This window comes from Aquipuribacter aurantiacus, assembly GCF_051216895.1.
Taxonomy (GTDB): Bacteria; Actinomycetota; Actinomycetes; order Actinomycetales; family JBBAYJ01; genus Aquipuribacter.
In genome coordinates, this window is record NZ_JBPKAO010000005.1 from 223102 (window position 1) to 239808 (window position 16707).

The 16707-nt window shown below is 73.4% G+C and carries 22 protein-coding genes; 15 read left to right on the forward strand and 7 right to left on the reverse strand.

The features are described from left to right. The first annotated feature begins 17 nt into the window (after positions 1-17). Both ACR80Q_RS09240 and ACR80Q_RS09245 read left to right on the forward strand, forming a co-directional pair. Complete coding sequence (locus tag ACR80Q_RS09240) at positions 18-398, forward strand: FluC/FEX family fluoride channel (RefSeq protein ID WP_435377311.1); 381 nt, start codon at positions 18-20, stop codon at positions 396-398. Continuing rightward, the gene (locus tag ACR80Q_RS09245) at positions 395-844 is read left to right on the forward strand and encodes a CrcB family protein (protein WP_435377312.1); all 450 of its coding nucleotides are present in this window, start codon (positions 395-397) and stop codon (positions 842-844) included. Before ACR80Q_RS09240 ends, ACR80Q_RS09245 begins: the two co-directional genes overlap by 4 nt. A 20-nt stretch (positions 845-864) precedes the next feature. Here the strand turns inward: ACR80Q_RS09245 and ACR80Q_RS09250 are convergent, their stop codons facing one another. Further along, entirely contained in the window at positions 865-1551 is a 687-nt protein-coding gene (locus ACR80Q_RS09250) for a uracil-DNA glycosylase (protein ID WP_435377313.1), read from the reverse strand. 25 nt (positions 1552-1576) lie between these two features. Between ACR80Q_RS09250 and ACR80Q_RS09255 the strand changes: the two genes are divergently transcribed. The 3 genes from ACR80Q_RS09255 to ACR80Q_RS09265 all read left to right on the forward strand — a co-directional run bounded on the left by ACR80Q_RS09255 (position 1577) and on the right by ACR80Q_RS09265 (position 3006). Then, entirely contained in the window at positions 1577-1996 is a 420-nt protein-coding gene (locus tag ACR80Q_RS09255) for a DUF6992 family protein (RefSeq protein WP_435377314.1), read from the forward strand. An 80-nt stretch (positions 1997-2076) separates the two neighbouring features. Further along, positions 2077-2334 carry a DUF3263 domain-containing protein gene (locus ACR80Q_RS09260; RefSeq protein WP_435377315.1) on the forward strand — a complete coding sequence of 86 codons (258 nt, stop codon included), beginning with the start codon at positions 2077-2079 and terminating at the stop codon, positions 2332-2334. A gap of 75 nt (positions 2335-2409) precedes the next feature. After that, the gene (locus ACR80Q_RS09265) at positions 2410-3006 is read left to right on the forward strand and encodes a LytR C-terminal domain-containing protein (RefSeq protein WP_435377316.1); all 597 of its coding nucleotides are present in this window, start codon (positions 2410-2412) and stop codon (positions 3004-3006) included. Here the strand turns inward: ACR80Q_RS09265 and ACR80Q_RS09270 are convergent. Beyond that, positions 2972-3469 (reverse strand): hypothetical protein, encoded by a 498-nt coding sequence (locus ACR80Q_RS09270; RefSeq protein ID WP_435377317.1) that lies wholly within the window; start codon positions 3467-3469, stop codon positions 2972-2974. The genes ACR80Q_RS09265 and ACR80Q_RS09270 overlap by 35 nt on opposite strands. A 201-nt stretch (positions 3470-3670) precedes the next feature. Here ACR80Q_RS09270 and ACR80Q_RS09275 point away from each other — a divergent pair, with 201 nt between their 5' ends. After that, a complete protein-coding gene (locus ACR80Q_RS09275; protein ID WP_380165426.1) occupies positions 3671-3874 on the forward strand; it encodes a cold-shock protein in 204 nt (67 codons plus the stop codon). A gap of 152 nt (positions 3875-4026) precedes the next feature. Here ACR80Q_RS09275 and ACR80Q_RS09280 read toward each other — a convergent pair whose 3' ends face one another. Both ACR80Q_RS09280 and ACR80Q_RS09285 read right to left on the reverse strand, forming a co-directional pair. Continuing rightward, positions 4027-4590 (reverse strand): type 1 glutamine amidotransferase domain-containing protein, encoded by a 564-nt coding sequence (locus ACR80Q_RS09280; RefSeq protein ID WP_435377318.1) that lies wholly within the window; start codon positions 4588-4590, stop codon positions 4027-4029. Then, positions 4587-4733, reverse strand: coding sequence for a hypothetical protein (locus ACR80Q_RS09285; protein ID WP_435377319.1), 147 nt, complete (start codon positions 4731-4733; stop codon positions 4587-4589). The genes ACR80Q_RS09280 and ACR80Q_RS09285 overlap by 4 nt, the downstream gene beginning before the upstream one ends. Before the next feature lie 297 nt (positions 4734-5030). On the opposite strand from ACR80Q_RS09285, the gene groL reads away from it, so the two are divergent. After that, entirely contained in the window at positions 5031-6659 is a 1629-nt protein-coding gene (gene groL / locus ACR80Q_RS09290; RefSeq protein ID WP_435377320.1) for a chaperonin GroEL, read from the forward strand. Positions 6660-6788: 129 nt separating this feature from the next. After that, on the forward strand, positions 6789-7157 hold the full coding sequence (locus ACR80Q_RS09295; protein ID WP_435377321.1) for a hypothetical protein: 369 nt from the start codon (positions 6789-6791) through the stop codon (positions 7155-7157). Between the two features lie 58 nt (positions 7158-7215). Here the strand turns inward: ACR80Q_RS09295 and ACR80Q_RS09300 are convergent, their stop codons facing one another. Next, complete coding sequence (locus ACR80Q_RS09300; protein WP_435377322.1) at positions 7216-7689, reverse strand: hypothetical protein; 474 nt, start codon at positions 7687-7689, stop codon at positions 7216-7218. 209 nt (positions 7690-7898) lie between these two features. Here ACR80Q_RS09300 and ACR80Q_RS09305 point away from each other — a divergent pair, with 209 nt between their 5' ends. From ACR80Q_RS09305 to ACR80Q_RS09315, 3 genes are all read left to right on the forward strand, one after another. Then, complete coding sequence (locus ACR80Q_RS09305; RefSeq protein WP_435377323.1) at positions 7899-9056, forward strand: XdhC family protein; 1158 nt, start codon at positions 7899-7901, stop codon at positions 9054-9056. A 121-nt stretch (positions 9057-9177) separates the two neighbouring features. Then, on the forward strand, positions 9178-10014 hold the full coding sequence (locus ACR80Q_RS09310; RefSeq protein ID WP_435377324.1) for an SRPBCC domain-containing protein: 837 nt from the start codon (positions 9178-9180) through the stop codon (positions 10012-10014). A gap of 43 nt (positions 10015-10057) precedes the next feature. Beyond that, positions 10058-10513, forward strand: coding sequence for a molybdenum cofactor biosynthesis protein MoaE (locus tag ACR80Q_RS09315; protein WP_435377325.1), 456 nt, complete (start codon positions 10058-10060; stop codon positions 10511-10513). 12 nt (positions 10514-10525) lie between these two features. Here ACR80Q_RS09315 and ACR80Q_RS09320 read toward each other — a convergent pair whose 3' ends face one another. Then, the gene (locus ACR80Q_RS09320; RefSeq protein WP_435377326.1) at positions 10526-10783 is read right to left on the reverse strand and encodes a MoaD/ThiS family protein; all 258 of its coding nucleotides are present in this window, start codon (positions 10781-10783) and stop codon (positions 10526-10528) included. Beyond that, a complete protein-coding gene (gene moaA / locus ACR80Q_RS09325) occupies positions 10776-11852 on the reverse strand; it encodes a GTP 3',8-cyclase MoaA (RefSeq protein ID WP_435377327.1) in 1077 nt (358 codons plus the stop codon). The genes ACR80Q_RS09320 and moaA overlap by 8 nt, the downstream gene beginning before the upstream one ends. Positions 11853-11997: 145 nt before the next feature. Between moaA and ACR80Q_RS09330 the strand changes: the two genes are divergently transcribed. The 4 genes from ACR80Q_RS09330 to ACR80Q_RS09345 are packed head-to-tail and all read left to right on the forward strand — an operon-like array spanning position 11998 to position 16706. Continuing rightward, complete coding sequence (locus ACR80Q_RS09330) at positions 11998-12885, forward strand: FAD binding domain-containing protein (RefSeq protein ID WP_435377328.1); 888 nt, start codon at positions 11998-12000, stop codon at positions 12883-12885. Further along, positions 12882-13403, forward strand: a complete 522-nt coding sequence (locus ACR80Q_RS09335; protein WP_435377329.1) for a (2Fe-2S)-binding protein — start codon at positions 12882-12884, stop codon at positions 13401-13403. The genes ACR80Q_RS09330 and ACR80Q_RS09335 overlap by 4 nt, the downstream gene beginning before the upstream one ends. After that, positions 13400-15811, forward strand: a complete 2412-nt coding sequence (locus ACR80Q_RS09340) for an aerobic carbon-monoxide dehydrogenase large subunit (protein WP_435377330.1) — start codon at positions 13400-13402, stop codon at positions 15809-15811. The genes ACR80Q_RS09335 and ACR80Q_RS09340 overlap by 4 nt, the downstream gene beginning before the upstream one ends. Position 15812: 1 nt before the next feature. Further along, positions 15813-16706 carry an XdhC family protein gene (locus ACR80Q_RS09345; protein ID WP_435377331.1) on the forward strand — a complete coding sequence of 298 codons (894 nt, stop codon included), beginning with the start codon at positions 15813-15815 and terminating at the stop codon, positions 16704-16706. The last annotated feature ends 1 nt before the right edge of the window (position 16707 follow it).

Genomic DNA, 16707 nt, shown 5'->3' on the forward strand with positions numbered 1-16707 from the left:
ACCCCGTCGGGCCGCGGGTGAGCCGGTACCTGCCCTCGGGCCAGGTGCTGCTGGCGGTCGGGATCGGTGGGGCGGTGGGCGGCGCGGCGCGGGTGGGGGCGGGCCTGCTCGCTGCGTCCTCGGTACCGGACCTGCCGGTCTGGGTGGTGCTGGTCGCCGTCAACGTGGTCGGCAGCTTCGTCATGGGCCTGCTCGTCGCGCGGGGCGGCGCCTGGGCGAGCCCGGCCCTGACCACGGGGCTGCTGGGCGGGTTCACGTCGTTCTCGGGCTGGGTGCTGGACGTCATGCGCCTGGCCGAGGCGTCCCCGCTGCCGGCCCTGCTCGTCCTCGTCCTCGTCCCCGTCGCCACCGTGGCCGCCTGCCTGGTCGGGCTGGTGGCGGGCGGGGAGACAACGTGACCGGCCTGGAGGACGACGGCGGCGGGTCGGTCGGGCTGGCGGTCGCGCTGCTGGCCGTGCTGGTCCTGGCCGCCGGTCTCGGCGCCACCCTGCGAGCGGTGGTGACGGCCCGGGCGGCGGCCTCGCCGTCACACCGGGTACGGGCCCTCGGCTCCGCGTGGGTCAACGTGCCGGCGTCGGCCGCGGCGGCCTTCGCGCTGGTGCTGCAGCTGCAGCTGGACCTGCTCCCCGGCCGGGCGCCGGCCGCGGTCGTGGTCGCCGTGGTCGGTGTCATCGGCCTGTGCGGCGGCTTGTCGACCTACTCCACGCTGGCGCTGGAGCTGTCGCGGTCGGTGCTGGAGCGTCGCCGCCGGGACCTGGTGCTCCAGCTGGGCGGGGTGGCGGTGGGCGTCGTGGCCGGGCTGTTCGGCGCCGGGCTGGCCGGTGTCGCCCTGCTCCTGCTCTGACCGGCGGCCCCTGAGCCCGCTCAGGCCTCGCCCGCCAGCCGCCAGTCCAGGGGCTCGGCGCCCTGCTCGCGCAACGCGGCGTCGACCCGGCTGAACGGCTTCGAGCCGAAGAACCCGCGGGCGGCCGACATCGGGCTCGGGTGGGCGCTCTCGATCCGTGGGGTGTCACCGAGCAGCGGGGCCAGGGTCCGGGCGTCCTTGCCCCAGAGCACGGCCACCAGGGGGCCGCCGCGGTCCGCCAGGGCCCGGATCGCCGCCTCGGTCAGCTGCTCCCAGCCCTGGCCCCGGTGGGACCCGGCGTCACCCGCGCGCACCGTGAGCACGCGGTTGAGCAGCATCACGCCCTGCTCGACCCAGGGGGTCAGGTCGCCGGTGCGCGGCACCGGCAGACCCAGGTCGGACTCCCGCTCGACGAAGATGTTGCGCAGGCTGCGCGGCAGCGGCCGGACGTCGGGGGCCACCGAGAACGACAGCCCCACCGCGTGGCCGGGCGTCGGGTAGGGGTCCTGCCCGACGACGAGGACCCGGACCTGCTCCAGCGGTCGCTCGAAGGCGCGCAGCACCGCCGGACCGGCCGGCAGGTAGCGGTGCCCGGCGGCGACCTCGGCCCGCAGGAACGAGCCGAGGGAGCGGACCGTGTCCTCGTGCGGGGCGAGGGCCGGCAGCCAGGACGGGTGGACGAGCTCGGAGAGCGGGCGGGCGGTCACGCCGCCGATCCTGCACGATCGGGTGATGACCACCCTCGAGCAGGTCCGTCACGACCTCACCCGCACCCTGGCCGCGTGGTCGGTGGCGTCGATCGCAGGCGGCGCCGTCCTGGCGTGGCGTCGGGGTGGTCCTCGGGCCGCGGGGTTCGCGCGGCAGAGCATGGCCTGGGGCGGGATCGACCTGGCGATCGCCGCCGCGGGCGCGGTCGGGGCGCGCAACGGCGTGCAGGACCGTGAGGCGGAGACGGCGTCGCTGCGCCGGCTGCTCCTGCTCAACGCCGCCCTGGACGTGGGCTACGTCGCGGTCGGTGCGGCGCTGCTGCGGGCTCGCACGGTGCGCGGCCGTGACAGCGTGGGCGACGGTGCGGGGGTGGTGGTGCAGGGCGCCTTCCTGCTGGTCCTCGACCTCACCCAGGCCGCCCGGTTGCGAACTACAGACGTGTAGTTCGTTGCTAGTCTCGTCAGGACGGTGCCGGTCCGGTCGGACCCACGGCGCAGGACGCACCGGGACCAGCGAGGTGAGGCGTGGACGACGAGCTGAGCGAGCGTGACCTGGCCCTGCTCGACTTCGAGCGGCAGTGGTGGAAGCAGCCGGGCTCCAAGGAGCAGGCGGTGCGCGAGCGGTTCGGCATGAGCTCGACCCGCTACTACCAGCTGGTCAACGCGCTGCTGGAGCGCGAGCCCGCGATGCGTCACGACCCGATGCTCGTGAAGCGGCTGCGCCGGGCCCGGGGCGAGCGGCTGCGCTCCCGGGGCGCTCGTCGCCTCGGCGTGCAGGCCTGACCGTGAGGGCTTGGTCGCCAGGCCGGTGAGGCGTCGGGCGGGCCGCGCCGGACGGGGGCGGTAGCCTCCGACCCGATGGACGACCTCGCGCTGCCGCAGCATCACCGGTCCGGTGCCCACCGCGCCCGCCGCCACCCGCTCCTCGTGCTGCTCGTCACGCTCGGCACCGTGGGCCTGGCCTCCGCCGTGCTGCTGTGGGGCCTGCTGACGCTGGACGTGCTGGGCGTGGGTGACGAGCTCCGGCGCGCCGGCGGGGCGTCGTCCGCGGCCCCCGTCGACCCCACGGTCGCGGCCACCACCGCTGCGCCCGCGGCCGCCCCGACCGCCGCGGCGCCCAGCGTGCTGCCGACCACCGAGCCCGGGGCGAGCGTGGAGCCCAGCGAGGAGCCGGAGCAGGTCGTCGACCGGTCCGCCCCGCTGGACGTGCTCAACAGCACCGTGACCGTCGGCCTCGCCGCCGCCGCCGCCGCGGAGCTGCAGGAGCTGGGCTGGACCACCGGCGAGGTGGGCAACTACCCCGAGGGCGAGATCCCCACCACCGTGCTGTACCCCGAGGACTCCCAGCAGGCGACGGCCGAGGCCGTGGCCGACGAGCTGGGCGTCGGCGTCGTCACCGCGTCGCAGGACGTCGACGTCGTCACGGTCGTGCTCGGCCCCGACTACCCCGCCTGAGCCGACGCGACGGGCGCACCCGGTACCCGCCGTCGGCCAGCCCGGCGGCCTGCTCGAACGGGTTGGCCGAGTGGGTGTCACCCGTGCGCAGCCACGACCAGGCCGAGGCGACGCCGTAGGCCGGCAGGAACCCCAGCGGCCCGCCCCACCGGGCCCACTGCGCGGCGTGCCTGGCCTCGTGGTCCAGCAGGCGGGGCTCGCGGTCCATCACGTCGACGCCGGCCAGGCCGCGACGCCCGCGTCGGAGCAGGACGACGTCGCCGACGCAGACCGCGCCCGCCGCCGGGGCGGGGAAGCGCCGTGGGTAGCCCGGCGCGAGCCACAGCCCGTGCGGTCCGGGTCGGAGCGTCACGCCGTGGCGGCGGGCCAGCCGGAGCCCCAGCAGGGTCGAGCCGTTGAGCAGGTTCAGGGTCCGGCGACGAGCGGCGAGGCGTTCCCCGTCGACTCCGACAGCACCGGTCACGACGTCATGGTGCACCGCGAGGCGTTCAGGCACTACGCTGGCATCTGGTTGAGCACGACGGCCCCTCCGGGGGCTCGAGGAATGAAGCACCGCTCCGGTAGCTGAAGACCGTTCGCGTGAGACCCGGTGCCCCGATCCCGGGACACCGACGACCCGGGATCTCCGGGGCCGCGCAGCGGCACCATCAGCAACAGGAGCAACATGGCTCAGGGCACTGTCAAGTGGTTCAACGCCGAGAAGGGCTTCGGCTTCATCACGGTTGACGGCGGCGGCGCCGACGTCTTCGTCCACTGGTCCGCGATCCAGGCGCAGGGCTACAAGTCCCTCGACGAGGGTCAGCGGGTGGAGTTCGAGATCGGTCAGGGCCAGAAGGGCCCCCAGGCCGAGGCTGTCAACCCGATCTGATCCGGCCTCCGGCCCTCGTGGTCGGTAGCGCGGAGACGTACGGAGACACCAAGAAGGGCGGTACCCGAGAGGGTGCCGCCCTTCTTGCCGTCCTCACCCGTGCGGGCTGCGTGCCCCCGGCCTGCGTCGTCCGGTACGCAGACCGGGGCGTCTCAGTCGGCGGACGCCCGCACCGCGTCCACGAGCTCGCGGCAGAACGCCGGCAGGTCGTCGGGGTTGCGGCTGGTGATGAGCGCCCCGTGCCCGAGCCGGTCGACGACGACCTCCTCGTCCACCCAGTCCGCCCCGGCGTTGACGAGGTCGGAGCGCAGGCTCGGCCACGACGTCAGGCGTCGCCCGGCCAGGGTGCCGGTCTCCACGAGCACCCACGGGGCGTGGCAGATGGCCGCGACGGGCCGGGTGGTGCGCAGGAACGCCTCGACGAACGCCACGGCGGCCGGCTCGGTGCGCAGCGCGTCCGGGTTCGCCACGCCGCCCGGCAGCACGAGGCCGACGTAGTCGTCCGCGTCGGCGTCGGCCAGCGTCACGTCGACCGGGAACGTCGCGGCCTTGTCCAGGTGCTCGAACGCCTGCACCTCGCCCGGGTCGGGGCTGATGAGGACCGGCTGGAGCCCGGCGGCCTCGACGGCCTTCCACGGCTCGGTCAGCTCGGCCTGCTCGATGCCCTCGCCGGCGACGAGGAACGCCACCCTGCCCGTGCGTGCCTCGCCGCTCACGGCAGGAGGCCCTCGGTCGCCGGGGTGACGTCGCCCCGGTGCCGCGACGGAGGGCGGAGGAGGCTGTCCTCCAGGCGGGCCATGCCGAGCACCAGGCCCAGGGCCGTGGTCGGGACGAGCAGGAGGAGCAGCGTCGTGAGCATCGTGTGGGTCTCCGTGAGGTTCCGGGGTCCGTCGTCGGGCTGGCAGCCGGGTACCCGAGGCCCCGGGACGCCAAACCTGACGGCGCAGCGCGTTTGCACTCTCGATGCCCGAGTGCCAATAATGAGGGCTGGCACTCTCATGCCGGGAGTGACAAAGACCTAGGGGTCCTGCACGGGCCCCGGGGACCGGCCAGTCGAGGCCAGCGGCAAGGCGGGACGTGACCGTCGGCCGCTGTCCGTCCGTCGCGGGCGACACCGGTCCATGCCACCCACCGTGTGCGGAGGGATCACCACCAGATGGCCAAGATCATCGCTTTCGACGAGGAAGCCCGGCGCGGCCTCGAGCGGGGAATGAACCAGCTCGCTGACGCCGTCAAGGTGACGCTCGGCCCCAAGGGCCGCAACGTCGTCCTGGAGAAGAAGTGGGGCGCACCCACGATCACGAACGACGGCGTCTCCATCGCCAAGGAGATCGAGCTCGAGGACCCGTACGAGAAGATCGGGGCCGAGCTCGTCAAGGAGGTCGCCAAGAAGACGGACGACGTCGCCGGTGACGGAACCACCACCGCGACCGTCCTCGCCCAGGCGCTCGTCCGCGAGGGCCTGCGCAACGTGGCGGCCGGCGCCAACCCGATGGCCCTCAAGCGCGGCATCGAGAAGGCCACCGCGGCCGTCTCGGCCCGTCTGCTGGAGATGGCCAAGGACGTCGAGACCAAGGAGCAGATCGCTTCGACCGCCTCGATCTCCGCTGCTGACACCCAGATCGGCGAGATGATCGCCGAGGCCATGGACAAGGTCGGCAAGGAAGGCGTCATCACGGTCGAGGAGTCCCAGACCTTCGGTCTGGAGCTCGAGCTCACCGAGGGCATGCGCTTCGACAAGGGCTACATCAGCCCCTACTTCGCCACCGACACCGAGCGCATGGAGGCCGTCCTCGAGGACGCCTACGTGCTCGTGGTCAACTCGAAGATCTCCACCGTGAAGGACCTGCTCCCGCTGCTGGAGAAGGTCATGCAGTCGGGCAAGCCGCTGTTCGTGATCTCCGAGGACGTCGAGGGCGAGGCCCTGGCCACGCTCGTCGTCAACAAGATCCGCGGCACCTTCAAGTCCGCCGCCGTCAAGGCCCCGGGCTTCGGTGACCGTCGCAAGGCCATGCTGCAGGACATCGCGATCCTGACCGGTGGCCAGGTCATCTCCGAGGAGGTCGGGCTCAAGCTCGACACCGCGACCCTGGACCTGCTGGGCCACGCCCGCAAGGTCGTCATCACCAAGGACGAGACCACGATCGTCGAGGGCGGCGGCGACGCCGACGCCATCGCCGGCCGGGTCAACCAGATCCGCGCGGAGATCGAGAACAGCGACTCCGACTACGACCGCGAGAAGCTCCAGGAGCGTCTGGCCAAGCTCGCCGGCGGCGTCGCCGTCATCAAGGCGGGCGCGGCCACCGAGGTCGAGCTCAAGGAGCGCAAGCACCGCATCGAGGACGCCGTCCGCAACGCCAAGGCGGCCGTCGAGGAGGGCATCGTCCCCGGCGGCGGTGTCGCCCTGGTCAACGCGCTCCCCGCGCTGGACGACCTCGGCCTGTCCGGTGACGAGGCGACGGGCGCGAACATCGTCCGCGTCGCCCTCGAGGCCCCGCTCAAGCAGATCGCGACCAACGCCGGTCTCGAGGGTGGTGTCGTGGCCGAGAAGGTCAAGAACCTGCCCGTCGGCGAGGGTCTCAACGCGGCCACCAACACCTACGTCGACATGATGGCCTCGGGCATCGTGGAGCCGGCCAAGGTGACGCGTTCCGCGCTGGAGAACGCCGCCAGCATCGCGGCGCTGTTCCTCACCACCGAGGCCGTCGTGGCCGACAAGCCGGAGAAGACCCCGGCCGGTGGCGGGGGCGACCCCACGGGCGGCATGGGCGGCATGGACTTCTGAGTCCCGCCACCCGCACCACCTGAACCACGCACCACCTGCACGCAGCACCAGGGCGAAGGCCCCCGGGATCTCCCGGGGGCCTTCGTCGTCCGAACGCGAGGGGCGCCGGGGTGTGGTCGGATGGTCACCATGAGCACCGACCCGCTGGCAGGCCCGATCGAGCCGTTCCCCGAGGACACCGCCGTCCCGGCCCACACCCACGACCCCGAGACCTACGTGGACCCCGTGCACCAGGAGGTCGAGACCCACGTCGACCCCGCGGTCGCCGACGCGGTCCACCACGTCCGCGACCGCTTCGGTGCCCGCGGGCTGCGTGACCTGATCACCCTGGCCAGCTACGAGCTCGAGGTCGCCGAGACCGCGTTCGCGGCGCTCAACGCCCCGGCCGGCCCCGACGAGGCCCAGATCGAGCAGGCGTTCGTCGGCTACGTCCAGGAGGGGCAGGACGAGGGGGACGTCGAGGGGACGAGCGGGTCGGAGCCGACCCCCACCCGCTGAGCGCGCGGACCTGACGGGCCGGCGCGGTCCGGGCGGCCTGGCCGACGCGCTGGTCGCGTCAGAAGTTCCACTCGTCGATGTTCGCGGTCGCCACGGGGGCACCCGTCAGGCTGGTGTCGCCGGCGATGACGGTCGACGCCGTGGCGTTGAGCGTCAGCGTCAGACCGTCCAGGTCGAACAGCTCCACCCGGCCGGCCCCGCGGACCGAGGCGCTGACCGTGCCGTTGTCCAGGTCGATGGTGAAGTTGCGCAGCCCGACCTCGTCACCGGCCAGCGTGCGGATGGTGATGCCCCCGACGTGCTCGATGGTGCCGTCGTCGGGGTTGCCCACGATGCCGAACTCGACGCCGCCCTGGTCCCCGGCGGTGAACGGCTGCTGGACGGACACCAGCAGGCTCGCCAGCGTCGCGTTGGGGATGATCTCGGTGTTGCCCTTGCGGTTGGGGGCCGCGGTGGCCGGTGCGGCGAACGCGGTGGCGGCGAGGGCGGCGGCGCCCACGAGGGCAACGGCGGCGGTGGCGGTGCGCTTCATGATCCATCCTTCGGTCGGTGGAGGTCGGTCGGGTGACGGGGTCACCTGCCTGGGGTTACCGGCGGTCGGCGGGGTCCGGATGCACCCGGTTCGCACGGGATGTCGACCGGGTGGTGTCGCCGGGGCCACGGCGGCAGGTCGGGCCGGGTGCGATGCTTGAGCAGTGAACGACACCGCTGTCGCCCCGCCCCCGTCGCCGCGAGCCGTCCGTGCGTGAGGTCCTGACCGAGCTGCTGCACTGGTGGCGGACGGGTGAGCCGGTCGGGGTCGCGACGGTCGTGGGCACCTGGCGCTCGGCGCCGCGGCAGCCCGGGGCGCTGATGCTCGTCGGCCCGCACGGGCAGGTCGTGGGCAGCGTGTCCGGCGGCTGCGTCGAGGGCGCGGTGTACGAGCAGGCCGGTGAGGTGCTGCGCACCGGGACACCGGTCCTGCAGCGCTACGGCGTGAGCGACGACGACGCGTTCGCGGTCGGCCTGTCGTGCGGCGGCGTCCTCGACGTGTTCGTCGAGCGGGTCGACCCGGACGGCTTCCCCGAGCTCGCCGGTGTCGCCGCCGACGTCGAGGCGGGGCGGCCGGTCGCGGTCTGCACGGTCGTCGCGCACCCCGACCCGTCCCGGGTGGGCCGTCGGCTGGTGGTGCGACCGTCGTCGGTCGAGGGCACGACCGGCTCGGCGAGGGCCGACGACGCGGTGGCCGCGGACGTGCGGGGCATGCTGGCGGGCGGGCGGTCGGACGGGTTGACCTACGGCCCCGACGGCGAGCGTCGGGGCGAGGGCATGCGGGTGTTCGTCGCCTCCTACGCGCCGCGCCCCCGCATGATCGTGTTCGGCGCGATCGACTTCGCCTCCGCCCTGGCCCGGATCGGCGCGTTCCTGGGGTACCGGGTGACCGTGTGCGACGCCCGGGCCGTGTTCGCCACCACGACGCGCTTCCCCGACGCCGACGAGGTGGTGGTGCAGTGGCCCCACCGCTACCTGGCGGCCGAGCGCGACGCCGGCCGCGTCGACGACCGCACGGCCCTGGCGGTGCTGACCCACGACCCCAAGTTCGACGTCCCGGTGCTCGAGGTCGCGCTGCGCCTGCCGCAGGTGGGCTACGTGGGGGCGATGGGCAGCCGCCGGACCCACGAGGACCGGTGGCGCCGGCTGCGCGAGGTGGGTCTCACCGAGGCCGAGCTGGCCCGCCTGTCCTCGCCCATCGGGCTGGACCTGGGGGCCCGCACACCCGAGGAGACCGCGGTGTCGATCGCCGCGGAGATGCTGCAGCTGCAGTGGGGTGGGACGGGCGCGCGGCTGGGTGACGTCGACGGCCCGGTGCACCACGGCCTGGACCGGGACGAACCGGTGACGTTCGCCGGTAGTCCTTGACGGTTCAACCTGCCCTGGGCACACTCCGGCCATGCGACCGACCTCGACGACGACGTCCAGGCACCTCCGACCTTCCGACGCGCTCCGGTGCGCCGCCCCCGCCGTGCGGGAGGCCTGACCGATGGAGCTCCAGCACCGCTTCCACGTGCCGATCGGCATCGACGAGGCCTGGACCACGTTCAACGACCTCGAGCGCATCGCGCCGTGCCTGCCGGGCGCGCAGCTGACCAGCCTGGAGGGCGACGAGTTCGCCGGCAAGGCCAAGGTCAAGGTGGGCCCGGTGTCGATGCAGTTCGCCGGGTCGGGCCGTTTCGTCGAGCGTGACGAGGCCGGCTACCGCGCGGTGCTCGAGGCCACGGGCAAGGACAGCCGCGGCAACGGGACCGCCGCCGCGACCGTGACCGCCCGTCTGGAGGCCGACGGTGACGGCACCAACGTGATCGTCGACACCGACCTCAAGGTGTCGGGCAAGGTCGCCCAGTTCGGCAAGAGCATGATCAGCGAGATCGGCGGCAAGCTGCTCGACCAGTTCGCGTCCTGCCTGGCGGAGACGCTCGCCGCGGGCGACGACGTCACCGAGGCCGCCCCCACCACCACGCCCGCCGACGTCGCCACCTCGGCCGGGACCACCGCGTCCGCGGCCGGCGCCGGTGCCGGGGCGAGCGTGCAGGACGTGGCGCCCGCCGACCTGCGTCCCGCCGGCTCCGGCCCCGTCGGTGCGCCCGACCCGGCCGTCCCCTCGCACACCCCGCAGGCGGGCCCCACCGCCAGCACCACCGGGACCACCTCGCCGATCCCGCCGCGTCGGGCCTTCCAGCCGCAGCCCGAGCCCGAGGCGCTCGACCTGGGCTCGGTCCTGCTGCCGACCCTGCTGCGGCGCTACGGGCCGCTGGTCGCGGCCGGTCTCGTCGCCGGCCTGGTCGGCTGGCTGCTCGGTCGCCGCTCGGCCTCCGCCTGAGGTGCGCGTGGGCGGGGCCGCGGCCCCGCCTACCCTCGTGACCATGAGCACCCCAGGCTGCGTCGTGGTCCTCGCCGGCATCAGCGAGGCACCGATCGGCGTCGAGGACCTCCGAGCCCGGGTCGCCGGGCCGACCCACGGCGCCGTCGTCACCTTCGACGGCGTCGTGCGCGACCACGACACCCCCGGTCGTGGTGCGGTGACCCTGCTGGACTACGAGGCCCACCCCGACGCGGCCGCGGTCGTGCAGCGGGTCGCCGAGGAGGTCGCCGCGACGTCGTCCGCGGGGGCGCTCGCGGTGCTGCACCGGGTCGGTCCGCTCGTGGTGGGCGACTGCGCCCTGGCCGTGGCGGTGTCCGCGGCGCACCGCGGCGACGCGTTCACCACCGCCGCCGCCCTGGTCGACGCGGTCAAGGACCGGCTCCCGGTCTGGAAGCACCAGCACTTCGCCGACGGCAGCGACGAGTGGGTCGGCCTGGGCGAGCTCGACCCCCGCTGAACGTCAGTGGGGTCAGCCCCCGCTGAACGGGGGCAGCACGTCGAGCTCGGCGGCGCCGCCGACGGGCGCGTCGGCGCGGGCCGACACCCCGTCGAGCAGGAACGAGCAGGCCGGCACCACGCGGGCCAGCGCGGGCCGGTCGGCGCTGAGGCGCCCCAGCACGTCGGCGACGGAGTCCGCGTCCTGCACGGCGACGGTGGTCTCGCGCGTACCCGCGGCGGCTCGGGCGCCGGCGAAGAACCGCACCCGCACGTCCGGGACCTCAGCCACCGATGGCGCTCATCGGTCGGTCCGGGCGGACGAAGCCCTCGTCGTCGCTGCCGTGCCCGGCCTTCTTGGCCCAGGCGTTGCCGCGCCACGCCGCGGCCAGGGTCTCGTCGTCGGCCCCGGAGCGGATCAGCCCCCGCAGGTCGGTCCCGCTCGCGGAGAACAGGCAGCTGCGCACCTGGCCGTCGGCGGTCAGGCGCATCCGGTCGCAGTCACCGCAGAACGGCCGGGTGACGGAGGCGATGACGCCGACGGTGCCGAGCCGGACGCCGCCCTCGAGCACCTCCCAGCGCTCCGCGGGGGCGCTGCCGCGCTGCGCCACGGGCACCAGCTCGAAGGCCGTCGACAGGGTGGCGAGCACCTCGGCCGCGGTGACCATGCTCGAGCGGTCCCAGCTGTCGTGGGCGTCCAGCGGCATGTGCTCGATGATGCGGAGCTCGACGCCGGTCGCGCAGGCCCAGCGGACCAGGTCGACCGGCTCGTCCTCGTTGACGCCCCGCACCACCAGCGTGTTGATCTTGAGCGGCGTCAGACCGGCGGCCAGGGCGGCGTCGACCCCGAGCAGCACGTCGTGGAGCCGGTCCCGCTGTGTGATGGCCTGGTAGCGGCTGCGCTGCAGCGTGTCCAGGCTGATGGTCACCCGGTCCAGACCCGCGGCGGCGAGGTCGCCGGCACGGCGGTCCAGGCCGATGCCGTTCGTGGTCAGGGCCGTCTTCACCGGCCGGCCGTCGGGGGTGCGCAGCGAGGACGCGGCCTCGACCAGGGCCGGGAGGTCCTTGCGCAGCAGCGGCTCGCCACCGGTGAACCGGACCTCGTCGATGCCCAGGTCGCGCACCGCGAGCCGGACCAGGCGGACGATCTCCTCCGAGCTCAGCAGCTCCGGACCCGGCAGCCACGGCAGGCCCTCCGGCGGCATGCAGTACGAGCAGCGCAGGTTGCACCGGTCGGTCAGCGAGACGCGCAGGTCACGGGCCCGGCGGCCGTAGGTGTCCAGCAGGCCCGTCTCGCCGGCCGGGCGGGGTGTCCTGGCCGTCACGGGGAGGGTGGGCATCCCCAGGCCGACGCTCGTCATCACATCAGGGTAAGCGCGAGCACCGACGGGCTGTTCCGTCGGCCGGGCGCACCGGCTAAGGAATCACTTAGGTGGCTGTTGACAGATCACCTACTTCGGCAGGGATAGTCAGTACTCGCCACCGACACCGACGTCTGGGGTTCACATGCAGGTTCCCGCACCCTTCGAGTACGAGCGAGCGACGAGCGTCGACCACGCCATCGGGCTGCTCGAGCGCTACGGCGACACGGCCCGGCTGATCGCCGGCGGGCACAGCCTGCTGCCGATGATGAAGCTCCGCCTGGTCAACCTTGAGTACGTGATCGACATCAACGGCCTGCACGACGAGCTCGGCTACGTCACCGTCGGCGGCGACGAGGTGCGGATCGGGGCGATGACGCGTCACCGCGAGCTGCTGGACCACGACGCCCTGGCCGGCCTGTTCCCGATCATCCGGGACGCCGAGAAGGTCATCGCCGACCCGATCGTCCGCAACCGGGGCACGCTCGGCGGCTCGCTCTGCCAGGCCGACCCGTCGGAGGACCTGTCGGCGGTGTGCACGACGCTGGACGCCAGCTGCGTCATCCGCAGCGCGGGCGGCGAGCGCGTCGTCAGCATGGAGGACTTCCACCGCGGTCCCTACGAGACGGCCGTGGGCGACGCCGAGATGCTCGTCGAGGTCCGCATCCCGATCCGCCGCGGCGGTTCCAGCGCCTACGAGAAGGTCGAGCGGCGGGCGGGCGACTGGGCCGTCACCTCCGTCGGTGCCGCCGTCTGGATGGCCGACGGCACGATCACCGACGCCCGCGTCGGCATGGCCGCGGTCGGGCCCAACACCACCGGCATCCCCGCGATCTCGGCGGCGCTGCGGGGCAGGGCGCCCAGCGAGGAGCTGTTCGCCGAGGCCGGGGCCATCGCCGCGGCCGCGTGCGACCCCAGCACCGACAGCCGCGGCACCGAGGACTACAAGCGCCACCTGGCCGACGAGCTGACCCGTCGTGCCCTCCGCCGATCCGTCGCCCGACTGATGAGCACCACGGGAGCCTCAGCATGATCGTCACGATGACCGTCAACGGCACCGAGGTCAGCGAGGAGATCGAGGCGCGCATGCTCCTCGTGCACTTCCTGCGCGACACCCTCGGCCTCACCGGGACGCACTGGGGCTGCGACACCAGCAACTGCGGCACCTGCGTGGTGTGGCTGGACGACGAGCCCGTCAAGGCCTGCTCGGTGCTGGCCGCGATGGCCGACGGGCACGCCGTCCGCACCGTCGAGGGGCTGGAGACCGAGAAGGGCCTCGACCCGGTCCAGGAGGGCTTCATGCAGTGCCACGGCCTGCAGTGCGGCTTCTGCACCCCGGGGATGATGATGACCGCGCGTGCGCTGCTCGACAAGAACCCGGACCCCGACGAGCACACCATCCGCGAGGCCATCTCCGGCCAGATCTGCCGGTGCACCGGCTACTCGACCATCGTCCGCTCCGTGCAGTGGGCGGCGAAGCACGAGGCCGACGCCCGCGAGGCCGAGGCCACGCCGGTGGCCGCCGCCGCGACCGAGGGGAGCAACGCGTGACCACCGTCGAGGACCGACCCGACACCGACGCCGGCGCCACGGACCCGCACGCCAGCAACGACCACAAGCCGGTCGGCTACGGCCGGATGATGCGCAAGGAGGACCCGCGCTTCGTGCGCGGGATGGGCCGCTACGTCGACGACGTCGTGCTGCCCGGCATGCTGCACATGGCCATCCTCCGCTCGCCCGTCGCCCACGCCACGATCGTGTCGATCGACACGTCCGCGGCCAAGGCCCACCCCAAGGTCAAGGCCGTCCTCACCGGTGAGGACTTCGCCGCGCTCAAGCTGGCGTGGATGCCGACGCTGTCCAACGACGTGCAGGCGGTGCTCGCCACCGACAAGGTCCGGTTCCAGGGCCAGGAGGTCGCCGTCGTCGTGGCCGAGGACCGCTACGCGGCCCGCGACGCGCTGGAGCTCATCGACGTCGAGTACGACATCCTCGACCCGGTCGTCGACGTCCGGAAGGCGCTCGAGCCCGACGCCCCCGTCATCCGCACCGACCTCGAGGGCAAGACCGACAACCACTGCTTCGACTGGGAGACCGGCGACAAGGACGCCACCGAGGCCGTCTTCGCCAGCTCCGAGGTCACCGTCACAGAGGACATCGTCTACCCACGCGTGCACCCCGCGCCGATGGAGACCTGCGGCTCGGTGGCCCACTTCGAGAAGGTCGAGGGCCGGCTCACGCTGTACTCGACCACGCAGGCCCCGCACGCCCACCGCACCGTCTACGCCCTGGTGGCGGGCCTGCCCGAGCACAAGATCCGGGTCATCAGCCCCGACATCGGCGGCGGGTTCGGCGGCAAGGTCCCGATCTACCCCGGCTACGTCTGCTCCATCGTCGCGTCCATCGTCACCGGCAAGCCCGTCAAGTGGGTCGAGGACCGCTCGGAGAACCTGATGAGCACCGGCTTCGCCCGGGACTACATCATGCGCGGCGAGATCGCGGCCACCAAGGACGGCCGGATCCGCGCCATCCGCACCCACGTGCTCGCCGACCACGGCGCGTTCAACGGCGTGGCCAGCCCGGTCAAGTACCCGGCCGGGTTCTTCGGCGTCTTCACCGGCTCCTACGACCTGGAGGCCGCGTACTGCTCGATGACGGCGGTCTTCACCAACAAGGCCCCGGGCGGTGTCGCCTACGCCTGCTCGTTCCGCATCACCGAGGCGGTCTACCTGGTGGAGCGCCTCGTCGACTGCCTGGCCTACGAGCTGGGCATGGACCCGGCCGAGCTGCGGCTGAAGAACTTCATCCAGCCCGAGCAGTTCCCCTACGAGTCCAAGACGGGCTGGACGTACGACTCCGGCGACTACGAGCCCACCATGCGCCTGGCCATGGACATGATCGGCTACGACGACCTCCGCAAGGAGCAGGAGGAGAAGCGGGCCCGCGGCGAGCTGATGGGCATCGGCATCTCGTTCTTCACCGAGGCCGTCGGCGCCGGGCCCCGCAAGGACATGGACATCCTCGGCCTGGGCATGGCCGACGGCTGCGAGCTCCGGATCCACCCGACCGGCAAGGCCGTCGTCCGGCTGTCGGTGCAGTCGCAGGGCCAGGGCCACGAGACCACGTTCGCGCAGATCGTGGCCGAGGAGCTCGGCATCACGCCCGACGACATCGACGTCGTCCACGGCGACACCGACAACACCCCGTTCGGCCTGGGCACCTACGGCAGCCGCTCCACCCCCGTGTCGGGCGCGGCGGCCGCGCTGGTCGCCCGCAAGGTCCGCGACAAGGCCCGCATCATCGCCTCCGGCATGCTCGAGGTGAACGTCACCGACCTGGTGTGGGACAAGGGTCGCTTCCACGTCGCGGGTGACGACTCCGCGTCGGTCACCATCCAGGAGATCGCGTTCAAGGCCCACGGCGCGGGCGACCTGCCGGAGGGGATCGAGGGCGGGCTCGAGGCGCAGATCTGCTACAACCCGTCCAACCTCACCTACCCGTTCGGGGCCTACATCTGCGTCGTCGACGTGGACCCCGGCACCGCGGTGGTGAAGGTCCGCCGGTTCGTCGCGGTCGACGACTGCGGCACCCGGATCAACCCGATGATCATCGAGGGCCAGGTGCACGGCGGCCTCACCGACGGCATCGGGATGGCGCTGATGGAGATGATCGCCTTCGACGAGGACGGCAACTGCCTGGGCGGCTCGCTGATGGACTACCTGATCCCGACCGCGATGGAGTGCCCCGACTGGGAGACCGGCCACACGGTGACGCCGTCGCCGCACCACCCGATCGGGGCCAAGGGGGTGGGGGAGTCCGCCACCGTGGGCTCGCCCCCGGCCATCGTCAACGCCGTCGTCGACGCGCTGAAGCCGTTCGGGATCCGTCACGCCGACATGCCGCTCACGCCCTCGCGGGTGTGGGACGCCATGCGCGGTGCGCCGACCCCGCCGATCTGACGTGGGCACCCCGAGGCTGGACGAGCGGATCGAGGACCTGCTGAGGCGGCGGGTGCCGTTCGTCCAGGCCACCGTCGTGCGGGCCGAGCACCCCACGTCCGCCTCGCCCGGCGACACCGCGGTCGTCCTGGCCGACGGCTCCCTGGAGGGGTTCGTCGGCGGCGACTGCGCCCGCACGTCGGTCCGGACCGCCGCGCTGCAGGCGCTGGACTCCGGGGAGTCGGTGCTGCTGCGGATCCTCCCCGACACCACCGCGGCCTTCCCGGACGTGCCCGGGGCCGTGGTCGCGGTCAACGAGTGCCTGTCCGGCGGCGCGCTGGAGATCTTCCTGCACGCCCGGGTGCCGGCCCCGGTCGTCCACGTGGTCGGGGACACCGAGAACGCCCGGGCCATCACCGCGGTGGCCGAGTCCGCCGGACTGGCCGTGCGGACGGGACCGGTCGTCGACCTGGTGCCCGGCACGGTCGCCGTCGTCGAGGCGAGCCACGGCGACGACGAGACGACGTCCCTGCGGGCGGCGCTGGACGCCGGCATCGGCTTCGTCGGGATGATCGCGAGCGAGCGGCGCGGGGCGGCGGTGCTGGACGGGATGGGCCTGGACGCCTCCGAACGGGCCCGGGTGCACAGCCCGGTCGGTCTGCCGATCGGTTCGGTGACCCCGGGCGAGATCGGGCTGTCGGTCGTCGCGCAGGTCGTCCGCGCGCTGCGGACGGAGGGCCTCACCGCGCCGGCGGGCCTGGGGGCCGTGGCCGTCACGGTCCGGGTCGAGGTCGACCCCGTCTGCGGGATGGACGTCGTCGTCGACGCCGACGCCCTGCGCGGGGTGCGCGAGGAGCAGGAGTGGTTCTTCTGCGGGGCCGGCTGCCGCGAGTCGTACCTGGCCGGGGTCGGCTGAG

What these genes read in the sequence shown, in the direction of transcription:
- ACR80Q_RS09255 (WP_435377314.1), top strand. Translation starts at nt 1,577, where the DNA reads ATGACCACCCTCGAGCAGGTCCGTCACGACCTCACCCGCACCCTGGCC.
- ACR80Q_RS09295 (WP_435377321.1), top strand. Translation starts at nt 6,789, where the DNA reads ATGAGCACCGACCCGCTGGCAGGCCCGATCGAGCCGTTCCCCGAGGAC.
- ACR80Q_RS09310 (WP_435377324.1), top strand. Translation starts at nt 9,178, where the DNA reads ATGGAGCTCCAGCACCGCTTCCACGTGCCGATCGGCATCGACGAGGCC.
- ACR80Q_RS09315 (WP_435377325.1), top strand. Translation starts at nt 10,058, where the DNA reads ATGAGCACCCCAGGCTGCGTCGTGGTCCTCGCCGGCATCAGCGAGGCA.
- ACR80Q_RS09265 (WP_435377316.1), top strand. Translation starts at nt 2,410, where the DNA reads ATGGACGACCTCGCGCTGCCGCAGCATCACCGGTCCGGTGCCCACCGC.
- ACR80Q_RS09275 (WP_380165426.1), top strand. Translation starts at nt 3,671, where the DNA reads ATGGCTCAGGGCACTGTCAAGTGGTTCAACGCCGAGAAGGGCTTCGGC.
- ACR80Q_RS09285 (WP_435377319.1), bottom strand. Translation starts at nt 4,733, where the DNA reads ATGCTCACGACGCTGCTCCTCCTGCTCGTCCCGACCACGGCCCTGGGC.
- ACR80Q_RS09300 (WP_435377322.1), bottom strand. Translation starts at nt 7,689, where the DNA reads ATGAAGCGCACCGCCACCGCCGCCGTTGCCCTCGTGGGCGCCGCCGCC.
- ACR80Q_RS09335 (WP_435377329.1), top strand. Translation starts at nt 12,882, where the DNA reads ATGATCGTCACGATGACCGTCAACGGCACCGAGGTCAGCGAGGAGATC.
- moaA (WP_435377327.1), bottom strand. Translation starts at nt 11,852, where the DNA reads ATGACGAGCGTCGGCCTGGGGATGCCCACCCTCCCCGTGACGGCCAGG.
- ACR80Q_RS09330 (WP_435377328.1), top strand. Translation starts at nt 11,998, where the DNA reads ATGCAGGTTCCCGCACCCTTCGAGTACGAGCGAGCGACGAGCGTCGAC.
- groL (WP_435377320.1), top strand. Translation starts at nt 5,031, where the DNA reads ATGGCCAAGATCATCGCTTTCGACGAGGAAGCCCGGCGCGGCCTCGAG.